At 62.9% G+C, this 15613-nt stretch carries 14 protein-coding genes; 5 read left to right on the plus strand and 9 right to left on the minus strand.

Annotation, left to right across the window (positions count from 1 at the left end):
- Window positions 1-55 precede the first annotated feature (55 nt).
- The 4 genes from QQL76_RS18695 to QQL76_RS18710 all read left to right on the plus strand — a co-directional run bounded on the left by QQL76_RS18695 (window position 56) and on the right by QQL76_RS18710 (window position 4397).
- Window positions 56-625, plus strand: a complete 570-nt coding sequence (locus tag QQL76_RS18695; protein WP_126012372.1) for an FxLYD domain-containing protein — start codon at window positions 56-58, stop codon at window positions 623-625.
- Window positions 626-771: 146 nt separating this feature from the next.
- Window positions 772-1314: a hypoxanthine phosphoribosyltransferase gene (hpt, locus tag QQL76_RS18700; RefSeq protein ID WP_126012369.1), complete on the plus strand. Its 543-nt coding sequence runs from the start codon at window positions 772-774 to the stop codon at window positions 1312-1314.
- 228 nt (window positions 1315-1542) lie between these two features.
- On the plus strand, window positions 1543-3888 hold the full coding sequence (locus QQL76_RS18705; RefSeq protein WP_499208986.1) for a PAS domain-containing hybrid sensor histidine kinase/response regulator family protein: 2346 nt from the start codon (window positions 1543-1545) through the stop codon (window positions 3886-3888).
- A 146-nt stretch (window positions 3889-4034) separates the two neighbouring features.
- A complete protein-coding gene (locus QQL76_RS18710) occupies window positions 4035-4397 on the plus strand; it encodes a response regulator (protein WP_126012366.1) in 363 nt (120 codons plus the stop codon).
- 26 nt (window positions 4398-4423) lie between these two features.
- On the opposite strand, the gene QQL76_RS18715 is transcribed toward QQL76_RS18710, so the two are convergent.
- The 5 genes from QQL76_RS18715 to argH form a co-directional block, all read right to left on the minus strand.
- The gene (locus QQL76_RS18715; protein ID WP_499208911.1) at window positions 4424-7030 is read right to left on the minus strand and encodes a TIGR02302 family protein; all 2607 of its coding nucleotides are present in this window, start codon (window positions 7028-7030) and stop codon (window positions 4424-4426) included.
- A gap of 87 nt (window positions 7031-7117) precedes the next feature.
- Window positions 7118-8233: a GGDEF domain-containing protein gene (locus tag QQL76_RS18720; protein ID WP_499208912.1), complete on the minus strand. Its 1116-nt coding sequence runs from the start codon at window positions 8231-8233 to the stop codon at window positions 7118-7120.
- A gap of 54 nt (window positions 8234-8287) precedes the next feature.
- Window positions 8288-9571: a diaminopimelate decarboxylase gene (lysA, locus tag QQL76_RS18725; protein ID WP_404862958.1), complete on the minus strand. Its 1284-nt coding sequence runs from the start codon at window positions 9569-9571 to the stop codon at window positions 8288-8290.
- Between the two features lie 11 nt (window positions 9572-9582).
- Window positions 9583-9852: a lipoprotein gene (gene lptM / locus QQL76_RS18730; RefSeq protein WP_499208913.1), complete on the minus strand. Its 270-nt coding sequence runs from the start codon at window positions 9850-9852 to the stop codon at window positions 9583-9585.
- 140 nt (window positions 9853-9992) lie between these two features.
- A complete protein-coding gene (gene argH / locus QQL76_RS18735; RefSeq protein ID WP_499208914.1) occupies window positions 9993-11396 on the minus strand; it encodes an argininosuccinate lyase in 1404 nt (467 codons plus the stop codon).
- Window positions 11397-11433: 37 nt separating this feature from the next.
- Here argH and tlpA point away from each other — a divergent pair, with 37 nt between their 5' ends.
- Window positions 11434-12120 carry a TlpA disulfide reductase family protein gene (tlpA, locus tag QQL76_RS18740; RefSeq protein ID WP_499208915.1) on the plus strand — a complete coding sequence of 229 codons (687 nt, stop codon included), beginning with the start codon at window positions 11434-11436 and terminating at the stop codon, window positions 12118-12120.
- A gap of 186 nt (window positions 12121-12306) precedes the next feature.
- Here the strand turns inward: tlpA and QQL76_RS18745 are convergent, their stop codons facing one another.
- The 4 genes from QQL76_RS18745 to QQL76_RS18760 form a co-directional block, all read right to left on the minus strand.
- Window positions 12307-12600 (minus strand): GIY-YIG nuclease family protein, encoded by a 294-nt coding sequence (locus QQL76_RS18745; RefSeq protein ID WP_499208916.1) that lies wholly within the window; start codon window positions 12598-12600, stop codon window positions 12307-12309.
- A gap of 237 nt (window positions 12601-12837) precedes the next feature.
- Complete coding sequence (locus QQL76_RS18750) at window positions 12838-13719, minus strand: 3-hydroxybutyryl-CoA dehydrogenase (protein ID WP_126012346.1); 882 nt, start codon at window positions 13717-13719, stop codon at window positions 12838-12840.
- A gap of 105 nt (window positions 13720-13824) precedes the next feature.
- Window positions 13825-14754: an electron transfer flavoprotein subunit alpha/FixB family protein gene (locus tag QQL76_RS18755; protein ID WP_499208917.1), complete on the minus strand. Its 930-nt coding sequence runs from the start codon at window positions 14752-14754 to the stop codon at window positions 13825-13827.
- 84 nt (window positions 14755-14838) lie between these two features.
- The gene (locus QQL76_RS18760; protein WP_499208918.1) at window positions 14839-15588 is read right to left on the minus strand and encodes an electron transfer flavoprotein subunit beta/FixA family protein; all 750 of its coding nucleotides are present in this window, start codon (window positions 15586-15588) and stop codon (window positions 14839-14841) included.
- Between the last annotated feature and the right edge of the window lie 25 nt (window positions 15589-15613).

Below are 15613 nucleotides of genomic sequence, written 5' to 3' on the forward strand. Positions count from 1 at the left end.
TAGGGAGTGTCCGATGTTTGGACGGCAAACGGCTAAGAGCAAGGCAACATCTTCGATGTCGATCGATGTGATCCCGCCTCAGAATTTTACCCGACAGGCGCCTCGCGGTGTCCTGATCGGCGATTCGCGCGTGGTTGACGCGGAATTCATCGACATTGATTCGGTTGCCGACACGACCGTCCGCTTCCGAGAAGTCGCCCGTGCCACCGCAGCGTCGCCGAGCGTTGACCTGTCGGCTGCCCCGAAGCGGCGCGGACGCAGCGATGCCGCCTTCTGGGCCGCGCTCATTCTGCTGTCTGCCGCCACCTTCTGGATATCCGGTGGTCATGCACTGGCGAAGCTCACCGGCTATGGCCCGCAGATTCAGGTGACGGACGTCAATTCCCATATTGTGGCCACGCGCCTCGGCGATGTCCTCTTCATCACCGGCCGCGTCGAAAACGGTGGGGATCGCGCTGTCAGCTTGCCACAGGTGCATGTGAATGTCGGTGACAGCTTTGCGCTGGCTGATGTGATCGCGGGCACGGAACGGCTGGCCGCCGGTGGATCGGTCCGTTTCGAGGCGCGCATCCCGCGCGCCGATCTTGTCGATGTGCCGCCGTCCGTCCAGCTGTTGAAGCGCTGATCATCGACTGCGGCGATGCATTTCCGCATCACGCTTGAAACAAGCCTCGTTCTTCATGGGTGTCGCGTCGAGCCGATCGTTTCGCTCGGCGCGCAACTGCGCTAAAGCGGCGGCTTGAAAGCCACTGCCGCAGGAAAGATCGAGACATGCCCGTCGTGCGCGGAAAGACCATCGACCCCTTGTTTTCCGCCGAAGCGATCGCGGAGCGCAACCATGCGATCGCCGCCGAAATCGCTGCCACGCCGCGCAATGATCTGCTGGTCGTTGCAATCCTCAAGGGTTCTTTCATCTTCGCGGCCGATCTGATCCGCGCCATGCACGATGTTGGCCTGGCGCCGGAGGTGGAATTCATCACGCTCTCCAGCTACGGCAAGGGCACCACCAGCCAGGGCGTGAAGATCATCAAGGACATCGATAGCCTCGTCAAAGACCGCGATGTTCTCCTCATCGACGACATCCTGGAATCGGGCCGCACGCTGCGCTTTGCCCGTGATCTCATGTATGAGCGCGGTGCGTCCAATGTCTCGATCGCGGTGCTGCTCGACAAGCGCTCCAAGCGAGAGGGCCAGCTTGAGGCCGATCATGTCGGTTTCGAATGCCCCGATTATTTCGTCGTTGGCTACGGCATGGATGTCGCTTACGCCTTCCGCGAACTGCCTTTCGTGGGCGTGGTGAAGGGCGACGCCTGAGCCTGACGGCCTTTCCGTCGCCTTAGGCGGAAATCTTATCGCGTTTTCAACGTCTCGGTGTAGAACCAGTCGAACGCTCTGCCGGAAAGCCTGTCATCATCGACAGGCGCGACAGGGTCGAATGTCGATCTGCAACACGTAGGCTGGGAAAACCTCTTGGACAGCAACGAGAATTCCGAACAGGCCTCGTTCCAGAACGTCGTTCTCGAACGCGATCAGCTGGCAGCGATGTTCGAGCAGGCGCCGACTTTCATGGCGCTTCTGAGCGGCCCGGAGCACCGGTTCGAACTTGCCAATCCGAGCTACAGGAAGATCGTCGGCGGCCGTGACGTGCTGGGCAAGACGGTTGCCGAAGCGCTTCCCGATGCCGTGGAGCAAGGCTTCCTCAAGCTGCTCGACGACGTCTACCAGAGCGGCAAGCCGTTTCGGGCCGACGGGATCAAATACGCCGTGCAGCCCGTGCCGGGCGGGCCGATCAACGAGTGCTACGTCGATTTCGTCTATCAACCCTTGCGCGGCAGGGACGGGCAGATCACAGGCATCTTCGTCGAAGGTGCCGATGTCACCGATCGGACGATCGGCACCGAGCTGCTGCGCGAGAGCGAAGCCCGCTACCGCATGCTGTTCGACGCCATCGACCAGGGCTTCTGCATCATCGAATTTCTGGATGGTCCGCACGGCCCGGCCAGCGATTACGTTCACATCGAAGCGAATGAAGCCTATGCCCGCCATGCCGGCATTCCGAACGTCGTCGGTCAGAAGCTGCGGGAGATGGTTCCCGCCGAGGCCGATGACTGGGTTGCGCGCTATGGCGAAGTGCTGCGCACTGGACAGCAGATCCGCTTCGAACAGATGTTGATCGCGACCGGCCGGCATCTGGAGCTTGCCGCCGTTCGGGTCGAGCCGCCGAGCCGCCGCCAGGTGGCCGTGCTGTTTCAGGACGTTACGGCCCGCAAACAGGCTGAAAAGGCGCTTCGCGACAGCGAGGAACAGTTCCGCGTCTTTGCCCAGACGGTGCCGAACCATGTCTGGGCGGCCAGACCCGATGGCCTGCTCTACTGGTTCAACAACCGCGTCTCCGAATATGCGGGCGCTTCGAGCACAGATCTGGAAGGTGTGGAGTGGACGAAGATCGTTCACCCCGACGATCTCAAGAAAGCTGCCGCCGCCTGGGAGCGCGCTTTGACGACAGGAGCCGTCTACGAGACAGAGTTCCGCATTCGCCGTCACGATGGAGTGTATCGCTGGTTCCTGGTCCGCGCCGAGCCCGTGAGGGACGAGGACGGCGCGATCGTCAACTGGATCGGCACCAACACCGACATCGAGCACAGCCGCGCTCAGGCCGCCGAACTGGCCAATCTGAACGCGACTCTGGAGCAGCAGGTCCAGCAACGCACTGGGGAACTGATGGCGGCGGAAGAGGCGCTGCGCCAGTCCCAGAAGATGGAAGCGGTTGGCCAGCTGACCGGTGGGATTGCGCACGACTTCAACAATCTGCTCGCGGGCATCACGGGCAGCCTGGAGCTGGCCGAACGGCGTATCGCGCAGGGTCGCGTCGACGAGGCTGGCCGCTATCTCGGCGCGGCGCAGGGCGCGGCAAAGCGGGCGACTGCGCTGACCCATCGTCTCCTGGCATTTTCCCGCCGCCAAACGCTCGATCCGAAGGCGACCGACGTCAACCGTCTGGTCGTCGGCATGGACGACATGATTCGCCGCACCATGGGACCGCAGATCGCCGTGGAAGTGGTGGCAGCCGCTGGCCTCTGGGCCACGCTCGTGGACCCGAACCAGCTCGAAAACGCGCTTCTCAATCTCTGCATCAATGCGCGTGACGCGATGCCGGATGGCGGCAAGCTGACGATCGAGACCGCCAATCGCTGGATGGACGAGCGCGCCGCTCGGGAACGGGAGATCCCGCCGGGTCAGTACATTTCCATGTGCGTGTCGGACAACGGCGCCGGCATGCCGCCGGAGGTCGTCGCCAAGGCATTCGATCCATTCTTCACGACCAAACCCATAGGCCAGGGCACCGGGCTCGGCCTGTCGATGATCTACGGCTTCACGCGCCAGTCCGGCGGGCAGACGCGGATCTATTCGGAAGTCGGGCAAGGCACGATGGTGTGCCTCTATCTGCCGCGCCATCTGGGCGATGTCGTAGAGCAGGGCGTTCAGGCCGAGCCGAGTGCGCCCGCGCTCGAAGCGGCGGGACAAACGGTTCTCGTCGTCGATGACGAACCCCTTATCCGGCTTCTGGTCGTCGAGGTGCTGGAGGAGTTGGGCTTCACAGCGATCGAGGCGGGCGATGGTCCGTCGGGCCTCAAGATTCTGCAGTCCGATGCGAGGCTCGATCTCCTCATTACGGATGTCGGCCTTCCCGGAGGCATGAACGGCCGGCAGATGGCCGATGCAGCACGCGAAACGCGACCCGATCTGAAGGTATTGTTCATTACCGGCTACGCCGAGAATGCGGTCGTTGGCCATGGCCATTTGGAACATGGCATGCACGTGATGACCAAGCCATTCGCGCTCGAGCAGCTGACGGAACGCATCAAGGCCCTTATCGAGCCGAGCTGAAACGCCGCTTCATTTCGGCACTCAACCAGGTTTCCGGCGTGCTCTCTTTACGCAAAGCAAACCAATCAATGGTTTGTTGGCGTAAGGGCTGGGCAGAGAAACCCGCGGCGACCGATTGCGGTGCGCTGACGAAAGCGGAGACGGCAATGGCGAAAATTCTGATCGCGGAAGACGAGACTGCGCTCCGCTCGTTCGTGGCACGAGCCTTGAAGCTCGACGGTCACCAGGTCGAGGAAGTCGGTGACGGCGCCGAAGGCATCGACAGGCTGGGTGGTGGCGAGCGCTACGATTTGCTTCTGTCGGATATCCGCATGCCGGCGATGGATGGCATCGAGCTGGCGCACCAAGCGTCCGCCATGCACCCGACCATGAAGATCCTGCTCATGACCGGCTATGCCGAGCAGCGCGAACGTGCGGACAACCTCGCCGCCATCATCGTGGATGTCGTTTCCAAGCCCTTCAGCCTGCCGGAAATTCGCGCCGCCGTAAGCCGGGCGCTCGCCGCCTGAGACCCGATGCGCGAGGCGGCATCGCCTCAGCGGATCTCCAGCAGCCGTTCCAAATATTGCCGTTCCAGCTGCGGGCTCAGCGCATTGCCGAGCCTGTTGCGGATCGCTTCCAGGATCTCCCGCGCCCGCTGGATGTCGATCTCGTCCGGCACGCGCACCGTGTCGCCGAAATCCGGCCCTTCGGTAGAGCGCGGCCGCCCAAGCGGATCGGTATCCGACCGGCGCATCTGGTTCTGGCCCTGGCCTTCGCCCTGACCCTCGCCTTGGCCCATCTGCTGCATCATCTGGTTCATCATGTCCTGAGCGCCTTGGCGCAGCGCTTCAAGCGCGCGGCCCTGTTCGCCGACGGCCTGTTCGCCGCGCCCGTCACCGAGCGAGCGTGAGGCATCGCCCATGGCCTCGCCCGCTTGGCCGAACCCTTCGCTCGGCTCCATGCCCATGCCCTCCAGGCTCTCCTGCAACTCACCCAGTTGTTGCTGGAGCGCCTCCTGCTGCGCGCGCAATTGGCGCAGCGCCTCCTGCAGCTGCTCGGGCGTCATCTCCGAAAGTCCGTTCTCGCCCTGCTGACCCTCCTGCGGCGCCTGATTGCCCTGCTGCTGATCCTGCTGGCCGGGATTGAACGGATCGAGGCTCTGCTGCATGCGCTCGGCGAGCTCCTGATCGAGCCGGAAGGTCTCGTTCATCAGCTCCTGCTGCTCGCGCATCAATTCGCCGAGCTCATCCATCTGGCGGCGCATCTCGCCATTGCCCTGCTGCTGTTGCTGCTGCCGGCCGGCCTGAAGGTTGTTCATCATGCGCTGCAGTTCGGACAGCATTTGCTGCGCTTCTTCCGTCGCGCCCTGCCGAGCGAGATTCTCGATCTGGTCGAGCATGGCGTTAAGGTCTTCCTGGCGAAGCAGGTTCTGCATCGCGTTTTCGGGAAGCTGCATGGCCTGATCGGAATTCTGCAGTTCCTGAGCGAGCGCTTGCAGGTACTCCTGCATCGCCTCGCGCAGCTCGTCCATCAGCGCCTGTATCTCCTCGTCCGTCGCACCGTTCTCCAATGCCTCGGCAAGCTCGCGCTGGGCGTCCCTCAGGCGTCTCTCGGCAAGCGACAGGTCGCCGTCCTCGATGCCCAGCGCCACTTCCCAGAGATAATCGGCGGCATCGCGCAGCATGTCGTCGTTGTAGGCCTGCTCGATGCGCGAGCGCGCCGATTGCAGAAGCAGGAAATGGGAGAGGTTCGGGATGGTCTCTTCCGGTGCGATCATCAGCGCATCGCTCAGCGTCAGCACCTCGGCGACGGCGTTGGCATCGAGCGCGAGGATCTGTCGCTGTTCGACCAGTGCGCGGGCGAGAGGCTCGGAGAAGCTGCGTTCCGGCAACCGCATGCGGTGCGGCTCCGATCGGCCCTCCTGGCCGCTGGCATCGACGGCGACGAGCGTCACGTCGACGAGCGTGCCTGACCATGGATGCTGCGTGAGATCGTGACTTGCACGTCCCCGCTGCTCCAGCCCCTGGCGACGCGACAGGTTCAAGCGGTACTCGGGTGCCTCGTAGAGCGGGCGAGCGCCCTCCGCGGGATCGACCGGCGCGATATCGGCGAAAGCGCGGACGACCCCGTAATCGTCGGAAGCAGTGAAGGCAATTTCCAGCGCACCGTTGACGGCACGGCGAGGATCTTCAGCGAAAGTGATTTGCGGTGCCTGGTCCGGCTCGACCGCAAGCCGCCACGCGCGGTCGCCGTCGCGCGCGCCGGAAACAACCAGCGTTCCGCTGCGCATCGCATCCATGCGGTAGCCGCGCGCATCGCCACTCGATGCGGCTGCAGGCCTCTGCGCTGCGGACGAGGGCGCGTCGTTTGCCTCGGTCGGTGCCAGCATCACCGCGCTTTCGGCCTGTTCCGCTGCGAAGCTGACGATCTCCCCGCCGGCGCCGCCGCTGATCCGGACAACCACTTCGCTGCGCTCCGGCAGGGTGATGACCGCACCTTCGCCCAGCTGCGCCGTGCTGAGGAAAATCGGCGGACGGCCCGTATAGGCCGGCGGCGTGATCCACGCGTCGATGCGCGCCGGGGGCGCATTGCTGACCGCATGGGAAACGAACGCATCCGACAGCGTGCCGGCGCGGTTGGACGAAGAAAACGCAAATGCCGTGAAGAGCAGAAGCACGACCAGCGCCCGCATTCCGTAGGGATCGCGGCGTGGCGTATCGGGATTGGGCAGGCCGACCGAAAGCTTGTCGAGCTTTGCGCTCATGCGCCGCTGGTGTTCTTCCCAAAGCGCGCGGGCAAGCGGATTGTCGCGCTCGAGCGTATCGCTTTGAACGCGCACCGCCTGGTGCGCGATCGCATTGCGTTCCTCAAGCCGGGCGTCGGCCTCGCCCGTCGATGGAAGTCGGAAACGGGTGAGCAGGTAGAGCGACGCAAGCGCGGCCAGCCCCAGGACAACAAGCGTCGCGATGCGGACCAAGTCGGGCACGGCGCGAAAATAGCCGAACCATGACAGCGCAACGTAGATCGCGGCGATCCCGGCAAGCGGAAGGACTGCGATCCAGAGGCGCTCCAGCGCGATGACGAGCTTCGTCGTGGCCCGCTTGCGCGAAAGCTTGGCGGCCAGTGCCGCCGCCGTTTCCGCCAAGGTAGAAATCGCCATTCACCGCTGCTCCAGGTTCAAGACGAGGATAGCGGAAAATGTGGCTTTGGCGAGGGCACCCACCGGATTGTGATGGGGAGCAAATCCTCAGGCGGCTTTGACGATGGCCGCGCTCTTCACCCGATTGCGACCGGCGGTTTTCGCCAAATAGAGCGCCTTGTCTGCGGCATCGAACAGATCACGAAATTCGGTCATTGACTCGTCGACGCATGACGCACCGGCGCTGACGGTGACTTTGATCTGGATCCCTCCCAACAAGAAGATTGCCTCCTCGATGGCGATCCGAACCCTTTCGGCAGTCGATAGCGCAGCTTCCAGCGAGGCGTGCGGCATGAGCACGGCGATTTCCTCACCGCCGAAGCGGCAGACGGTGTCGTGAACACGCACATGCGTTCCGATGATATCGCTGACTTCGGCCAGCACCTTGTCGCCCGCTGCATGACCCCAAATATCGTTGACCTTCTTGAAGTGGTCGATATCGATCATGACGAGCGCAAGTTGCTTGCCTTCGCTTCTGGCAACGTGGAAGGCGCGCGTGGAGAGATCGTCGAAGCCACGCCGGTTCTGCAGTCCGGTCAGTGCATCGGTGCGCAAATCCCGTCGTGCTCGCACTGTTGCCTCATGACGCTGCAGCTCGCCGGCAAGAAGGTGACCAAAAGCCAGCACGCCGCAAAAAGTCGCCGCTGCGAGCGGCAAGCCTGCATTCAGAAACACAGTGAGTGCGAGATCCGAGGGCATCAGCAGAATGGCTATCGGCATCAGTGATGCCACGAGGGCGATTTCCGTCAGTCGCCGCATGCTGGGCGCGGTTGTTGTCAGACCGCGCCATTCAGCGACCGCGATCGTCGAGACCAAGACCCAAACAATTCCGCAGAGCCCCGCGGTAGCTCCAATGCCACCCGTCTCGAGCCGATGAAAAGCGGCGATCGATGCGGTAGTCAGGGCGCCGGGCCATCCCGCAAACACCGCAGAAAGGGCAACGAAGACTGCCCGACCGTCGACGACGACGCCTTCCGTCAGCATGATGGGGCTCGACATCGCCAGATGAACGCCTGCCCCAAACAGAAGGCCGAGAACGAGGTTCCGGGCCATCCCGGCGCGTGTGCGTCTCAGCACCGAGCCATATGCCAACACCACAAGGGCAACCAATCCGGCATTGTGGAAAAACGCGAGCGCAATGACGCCGAGATCGACTTGAAGCAACGCGGAACCCCTTAATAATTAGGGGTTTATCGCCCGAAAAACCTTAAATTTGGTCTAACCAGCTTCGATCTCGTTGACCCAGTCCGGCACGCTGTCCAGGCCGAGAAGATCGTCGAAGCTCGGGCGCGGGCGCACGACGTGGAACCGGTCGCCTTTGACGAGCACCTCCGGCACTAGGAGACGTGAATTGTAGGTACCCGATTGTACCGCGCCATAGGCACCTGCAGAGCCGATGGCGATGAGGTCGCCGGCTTGAAGAACCGGAATGGTCCGGTCGCGGGCCATGAAGTCGCCGCTCTCGCACACAGGCCCCACGATATCCGCCTTGATGCGCGGTGCCCCGGCTGGGGTTTCCTTCACCGTCCGGATTTCGTGCCATGCCTCATAGAGTGTCGGACGGATCAGGTCGTTCATGGCGACGTCGGCGATCACGAAAATCTTGCTGCCGGTTTCCTTCACGTAGAGCACTTCGGAAACGAGAATGCCCGCATTGCCGGCGATCATGCGGCCGGGCTCGAAGATCACTTGGCAACCGAGATCGCGCACATGCGCCTTGACCGTTTCGGCATAGTCGCGCGGTTCCGGCGGCGGCTGGTTGTCGTCGCGGTAGGGAATGCCGAGGCCACCGCCGAGATCGACGTGGTGGATGGTATGCCCGTCGGCACGCAGTGTTTCGACCAGTTCGCGCAGCAGACGAAACGCGTCGTCATAGGGCTGCAGATCGGTGATCTGGCTGCCGATATGCATGTCGATGCCGGTCACGCGGATGCCGGGCAGCGTGGCGGCATGGGCATAGACCCGACGCGCATCCTGCCAGGAGATGCCGAACTTGTCGTCCTTCTTGCCGGTCGAGATCTTGGCATGGGTGCGTGCATCGACATCCGGGTTGATGCGGAAGGAGACCGGTGCAGTCGTTCCGGCAGCGAGCGCCCGGCTGTTCACGACCTCCAGTTCGGGTTCGGATTCAATGTTGAAGCAGTGGATGCCGGACGCGAGCGCAAAGTCGATCTCGCGCTTGGTCTTGCCGACGCCCGAAAACATGATCTTAGAAGGCGGGATGCCGGCTGCCAGCGCGCGCCGCAACTCGCCCTCGGAGACCACGTCGACGCCGGAACCGAGCTTGGCGAGCGTCGCCAGAACCGCCTGGTTCGAATTGGCCTTCATCGCATAGCAGACGAGCGCGTCGATGTCGGAAAAGGCGTCGGCGAAGACCTGATAGTGGCGCGTCAGCGTTGCCGTGGAATAGCAATAGAAGGGTGTGCCGACGGCCTTGGCGATCTCCGCCACGTCGACGTCTTCGGCGTGGAGCGCGCCGTTCAGGTAACGGAAATGGTTCAAGAGGCTTGGCCTTAATCGAGCAGCGGATCGAGGAAGAAGCGGCGGTTGGGTTCGGCGGGTGGAATGTCAGCCGAGCTGTTGCGCGAGCCGCCGATCACGCCCGACAGGCGATTGGCATCCGCATCGGGCTGCTGAACCTCTGCCTGCGCCTGCGGCGCACCGGAAAGCGCTGGCCGGTCAAGCGGCGCCTTGCGACCGCAGGCTGTCAGCGCAAGGCCTGCCGCCACTGTGATGATGAGAAGGCGCGCTGTCGCGTTGGCGGTCGTTTTCTGGCCGGTCATCGTCTCTTGTCTCCGGATGATGCCGCGTCTTTTAGCCGATGCCGTGCGTCATGTGCAATGCGAGCAGAACGCACGCCTTTGTGTGTTGGGATGTCGCGTTCCCGAACGATGAACCGGCATCCACTTCAGCTGGCAACGCTCTAGAGCCGTTCGCGCCACCAGGCGATCTGGCTGCGCACCTGATCGGGCGCCGTTCCGCCAAACGATTTGCGGCTGGCGACCGAGGCTTCGACGTAGAGCACGTTGAAGACATCGTCGGTGATCGACGCATGGATCGCCTGCAGCGCGTCGAGCGGCAGATCCGAAAGCGTGCAGCCCTTCTCATCCGCGAGCGCGACTGCGCGTCCCGTGACATGGTGCGCTTCGCGGAAGGGCAGGCCGGCTTCGCGCACCAGCCAGTCGGCAAGGTCCGTGGCGGTGGAATGGCCCGAGCCGGCCGCCGCGCGCATCGATTGCGCGTCGACCTTGAGGTCGCGGATCATGCCCGTCATGGCGGCGATGCTGAGCTCCAGGCTTTCGGCTGCGTCGAACACCTGCTCCTTGTCTTCCTGCATGTCCTTGGAATAGGCGAGTGGCAGACCCTTCATCACCGTCAGCAGCGCGATCAGCGAGCCATTGATACGGCCGGTCTTTGCACGCACCAGTTCGGCTGCATCCGGGTTCTTCTTCTGCGGCATGATAGACGAGCCGGTGGAAAACGCATCCGACAGCGTCACGAAATGGAACTGCGGCGTCGACCAGATGACGATCTCTTCTGCCAGCCGCGACAGATGCGTGGCAGCGATCGAAGCGGTCGTCAGGAACTCCAGCGCGAAGTCACGGTCCGACACCGTGTCGATGGAATTGCGGGTCGGCTCGCGGAAATTCAGCGCAGCGGCGGTCTGATGGCGATCGATCGGATAGCCCGTGCCGGCAAGTGCGGCGGCACCGAGCGGCGATTCGTCGAGCCGTTCGATCGCATCGCGGACCCGTGAACGGTCGCGGCCGAACATTTCCACATAGGCCATGAGATGGTGGCCGAATGTCACGGGCTGGGCCGATTGAAGATGGGTGAAGCCCGGCATGACGGTTTCGGCATGCTCACCGGCGCGCTCGAGAAATGCCTCGATCAGGCCTGTCAGCGCCGTATCCGTGCGCTGCAGTTCTTCCTTCACCCACAGCCGGAAATCCAGCGCAACCTGGTCGTTGCGCGATCGGGCGGTGTGCAGGCGGCCCGCTGCAGGACCGATGAGATCGGCGAGCCGCGCCTCGATGTTCATGTGAATATCTTCCAGCCGGCGGGAGAACTGGAACTGCCCCTGCTCGATCTCGCCAAGGATCGTTTTCAGGCCCTGCGCGATCTTGTCGCGATCCTCAGACGAAATAATGCCCTTATCTGAGAGCATCGCCGCATGGGCAAGCGAGCCGGCGATATCCTGACGGTACAGCTTGCGGTCGAAGTCGATGGAAGCATTGATTTCTTCCATGATCGCAGCCGGACCGGACGCGAAACGCCCACCCCACATCTGGTTCGACGATTTGCCTTCGGCAGTGTTGTCCGACATGTTGAGCCCAACGGTCTGATTGAGAGGGATCGCGAGAATGCAGAGCCTGTCCACCGCGAAACTGGCAATCGCCGCCGTCGTTCTTGGTGTCCTGGCTGGTGCCGGGGCGGTATACGTGAAGGGCAGTCCTTCTGGCAATGACCGCACGCCGCCGATGAACGAAGTGGCGGCCGTTTCGCTTCAAGGCACCACCGAGGCGGCAAGCTGCCCGGCAACCGACGACCGGGTCGCAGCGCTGACCCCTGTCGCCACCGGCGCGGTTGCCGCGATGTCGCCCACAGAGACGCCGGTCTCGCTTGCCTCGCTCGGCTTCAAAGGCCCCGACGGCGCGCCGATGACGCTCGGCGATTTCGACGGCAAGACGCTGCTCGTCAATCTCTGGGCCACATGGTGCGCCCCCTGCCGGGAAGAGATGCCGGATCTCGCCGAGTTGCAGGAGACGATGGGAGACGAAACGTTCGAGGTCGTGACCGTCAACATCGACTTGGGCGACGAAGAGAAGCCGCGTGCTTTCCTGGAAGAAATCGGCGTCGACAACCTCGCGCTGTACCGCGATGCGTCCATGGGCATCTTCAACGACCTCAAGGCCCAGGGCCTCGCCTTCGGCCTTCCCGTGACGCTCCTCATCGACGAAAACTCCTGCCTTATGGCCGCCATGAACGGCCCCGCCGCCTGGGCCGGCGACGACGCCATCAAGCTGGTGGAGACGGCGAAGGGGATCTAGGCGAGTATTGTGGCCACCCTCGTCCTTCGACGGGCTCAGGATGAGGGTGGAGGTTAATCCGTCTCGACCATGTCCGGGATTGCGTGTGCGTTTCGATGCGAACTTAATGCATCGCTTGCCGAGCCGAAGCTTGCTCCACCCTCATCCTGAGCCCGTCGAAGGGCGAGGGTGGCCACAGTGATCGTTTTAATCCAGTTGCCGACGCGTGCGCGACAATTCGGGCAGCGCTTCATAATCGTACCGCATCAAGGCTTCTTTCTTGGCGCGCGACCAGCCCTTGATCTGTCGCTCACGGGCGATTGCGTCGATGATGCGGTCGTAGCATTCGTGAAAAACGAGATGCACGGGACGACGCTTCTTCGTGTAGCCGTCGTAGACGCCCTCGTTGTGTTCCCACACGCGCGCCTCGATGTCCTGCTTGGTCAGGCCAGTGTAATAGGAGCCGTCGGAGCAGCGCAAAATGTAAACGGTGGCTTCCATGATTACCCCTTTATCGCGCCGTCCGGTGAGGATGGCATTGAAGCGGCATCGTGGCCACCCTCGCCCTTCGACAAGCTCAGGATGAGGGTAGGCGGTCGTGCCGCGCAAGTGTCCAGATCAACTCGTCTGTTTGATCAGCAATACGGCTGATGCTGGCAGCGGCAGAACAACCCTTCCTCCACCCTCATCCTGAGCCTGTCGAAGGGCGAGGGTGGCCCGGATGTGTCCGGAAAAGTCCTACCGCGTTGGAACGGGCACTTCACCGCGATAATCGTAGAACCCGCGGCCGGATTTGCGGCCGAGCCAGCCGGCTTCGACGTATTTTACGAGGAGCGGGCAGGGGCGGTATTTGCTGTCGGCGAGGCCGTCATAAAGCACCTGCATGATCGAGAGGCAGGTGTCGAGGCCGATGAAGTCGGCGAGTTGCAGCGGACCCATCGGGTGGTTGGCACCGAGCTTCATCGCGGTGTCGATCGCTTCGACGGTGCCGACACCCTCGTAGAGCGTATAGATCGCCTCATTGATCATCGGCAGCAGGATGCGGTTGACGATGAAGGCCGGGAAGTCTTCCGCAACCGTGATCGTCTTGTCGAGCGAGGCGACGAACTTATTGGCGGACTGGAACGTCTCGTCTTCCGTTGCGATGCCGCGGACCAGCTCCACCAGCTTCATCACCGGAACCGGGTTCATGAAGTGAATGCCGATGAAGCGTTCGGGCCTGTCGGTGGCCGAGGCGAGCCGTGTGATGGACAGTGACGAAGTGTTGGTGGCGAGGATCGCTTCCGGATTGAGAGCCGGGCACAGCTGCTGGTAGATCTTGCGCTTGACGGTTTCGTCTTCCGTCGCGGCCTCGATGACGAGATCCATCGACGCCAGATCGTCCATGGTGGGAGCGGCTTTGATCAGCGACAGCGCCTTGCTGCGCTCTTCTTCCGGCAGCTTTGCCGAGGATACCTGGCGCGCGAGGTTGCCGTTGATCGTCGCGAGCCCCGCTTCGATGCGCTCGGTCGTCACATCGTGAAGACGGACGTCATACCCAGCAAGAGCACAGACCTGGGCGATGCCGCAGCCCATCTGTCCCGCGCCCACCACGCCCACGCTACGAATTGTGCTGGTCATTGACCCTCTGGTTCCGCCATGTCCTGAAAGAATGAGGGAAACTAGCGTGGCCGGGTGGCATGCGTCCACCCCGGCCAGCGCTCTAATGTGCAAATCGGCGGGTGGTCAGAGCGCTTTTTCGAGTTCCGGAAGCGCCGTGAAGAGATCGGCGACCAGACCGTAATCGGCGACCTGGAAGATCGGTGCCTCTTCGTCCTTGTTGATCGCGACGATCACCTTGGAATCCTTCATGCCGGCGAGGTGCTGGATCGCGCCGGAGATGCCGCAGGCAATGTAGAGATCGGGCGCAACCACCTTGCCGGTCTGGCCGACCTGCCAGTCGTTCGGCGCGTAGCCGGCGTCGACGGCAGCGCGCGAAGCGCCGACGGCTGCGCCGAGCTTGTCGGCAAGCGGCAGCATCACTTCCTCGAACTTCTCCTTGGAGCCGAGCGCACGCCCGCCGGAAACGATGATCTTCGCGGAGGTCAGTTCCGGACGATCGGTTTCGGCAATCGCCTCGCCGACGAAGGACGACACGCCCGGATTGTCACCGGCGTCGATTGTCTCGACGCTCGCCGAGCCGCCCTCGCCAGCCGCCTGGAAAGAGGCGGTGCGCACGGTGATCACCTTCTTCGCGTCGGTCGTCTGCACGGTCTGCAGCGCGTTGCCGGCATAGATCGGCCGCTTGAAGGTCGTCGCGTCGATGACCTCGATGATGTCGGACAATTGCATCACGTCGAGCAGCGCAGCGACGCGCGGAAGCACGTTCTTGCCCATGGTGGTCGCAGGCGCGATGACCGTGTCGTAGTTGGCGGCGAGCTTCGCGATCAGTGCCGCGGTCGGCTCGGCGAGGCGGTGTTCCAGGCTGTCGGCATCGGCCAGCAAAACCTTGGCGACACCCTCAAGCTTGGCAGCTGCGTCGGCGGCGGCCTGCGCGCCCTTGCCGGCGACGAGGACGTGGACGTCTCCACCGATCTTGGATGCAGCCGAAAGCGCCTTCGCCGTCTGGTCGGAAAGCGTTGCATTGTCGTGTTCAGCGACGAGAAGAATGGTCATCTGTCGTTTCTCCCTTGAGCGCGTTGGCGGGCTCAAGGCGTCGCGGTCTTTCGACCGAGCCTCGGGCCAACGCTGAAAATCACATCAAAGCACGCCGGCTTCGTTCTTGAGCTTCTGCACGAGTTCCTCGACGGAGCCGACCTTGACCCCTGCCGATCGGCCGGCGGGTTCCTCGGTCTTCAGGACCTTGAGGCGCGGCGCGGTGTCGATCCCGAAATCAGCCGGCGTCTTCTTGTCGAGCGGCTTCTTCTTGGCCTTCATGATGTTCGGCAGCGATGCATAGCGTGGTTCGTTGAGGCGCAGATCCGTCGTCACGACGGCTGGCAGCTTCAGCTCCACGGTCTGCAGGCCGCCATCGACTTCGCGGGTCACATTGACCTTGCCATCGCCGAGTTCGACCTTGGAGGCAAAGGTACCCTGACCCCAGCCGAGCAGCGCCGAAAGCATCTGGCCGGTCTGGTTCGAGTCGTCGTCGATCGCCTGCTTGCCGAGAATGACGAGATTGGGATTTTCTTCCGCCACGACGGCCTTGAGCAGCTTGGCGACGGCCAGCGGCTCGACCACGTCGTCGGTCTGGATCAGGAGCGCGCGGTCGGCACCCATGGCAAGCCCGGTGCGCAGCGTTTCCTCGGCCTTTGCCGGACCGACGGAGACGACGACGACTTCCTCGGCCTTGCCGGCTTCCTTGAGCCGCAACGCCTCTTCGACGGCGATCTCATCGAACGGGTTCATCGACATCTTCACGTTGTTCAGTTCGACGCCTGAACCGTCCGCCTTGACGCGGATCTTCACGTTGTAATCGACCACCCTTTTTACCGGCACGAGGATCTTCATTCTCTTCCCTTTCTCAAACGCGGTC

It is taken from the genome of Rhizobium albus (assembly GCA_030160035.1).
GTDB lineage: Bacteria > Pseudomonadota > Alphaproteobacteria > Rhizobiales > Rhizobiaceae > Georhizobium > Georhizobium albus.

Excerpts from the sequence above, each read along its gene's own strand:
- QQL76_RS18710 (WP_126012366.1), top strand. The coding sequence starts at position 4,035 with ATGGCGAAAATTCTGATCGCGGAAGACGAGACTGCGCTCCGCTCGTTC.
- QQL76_RS18745 (WP_499208916.1), bottom strand. The coding sequence starts at position 12,600 with ATGGAAGCCACCGTTTACATTTTGCGCTGCTCCGACGGCTCCTATTAC.
- QQL76_RS18715 (WP_499208911.1), bottom strand. The coding sequence starts at position 7,030 with ATGGCGATTTCTACCTTGGCGGAAACGGCGGCGGCACTGGCCGCCAAG.
- QQL76_RS18705 (WP_499208986.1), top strand. The coding sequence starts at position 1,543 with ATGTTCGAGCAGGCGCCGACTTTCATGGCGCTTCTGAGCGGCCCGGAG.
- lptM (WP_499208913.1), bottom strand. The coding sequence starts at position 9,852 with ATGACCGGCCAGAAAACGACCGCCAACGCGACAGCGCGCCTTCTCATC.
- argH (WP_499208914.1), bottom strand. The coding sequence starts at position 11,396 with ATGTCGGACAACACTGCCGAAGGCAAATCGTCGAACCAGATGTGGGGT.
- QQL76_RS18760 (WP_499208918.1), bottom strand. The coding sequence starts at position 15,588 with ATGAAGATCCTCGTGCCGGTAAAAAGGGTGGTCGATTACAACGTGAAG.
- hpt (WP_126012369.1), top strand. The coding sequence starts at position 772 with ATGCCCGTCGTGCGCGGAAAGACCATCGACCCCTTGTTTTCCGCCGAA.
- tlpA (WP_499208915.1), top strand. The coding sequence starts at position 11,434 with ATGCAGAGCCTGTCCACCGCGAAACTGGCAATCGCCGCCGTCGTTCTT.
- QQL76_RS18695 (WP_126012372.1), top strand. The coding sequence starts at position 56 with ATGTCGATCGATGTGATCCCGCCTCAGAATTTTACCCGACAGGCGCCT.
- QQL76_RS18755 (WP_499208917.1), bottom strand. The coding sequence starts at position 14,754 with ATGACCATTCTTCTCGTCGCTGAACACGACAATGCAACGCTTTCCGAC.
- QQL76_RS18750 (WP_126012346.1), bottom strand. The coding sequence starts at position 13,719 with ATGACCAGCACAATTCGTAGCGTGGGCGTGGTGGGCGCGGGACAGATG.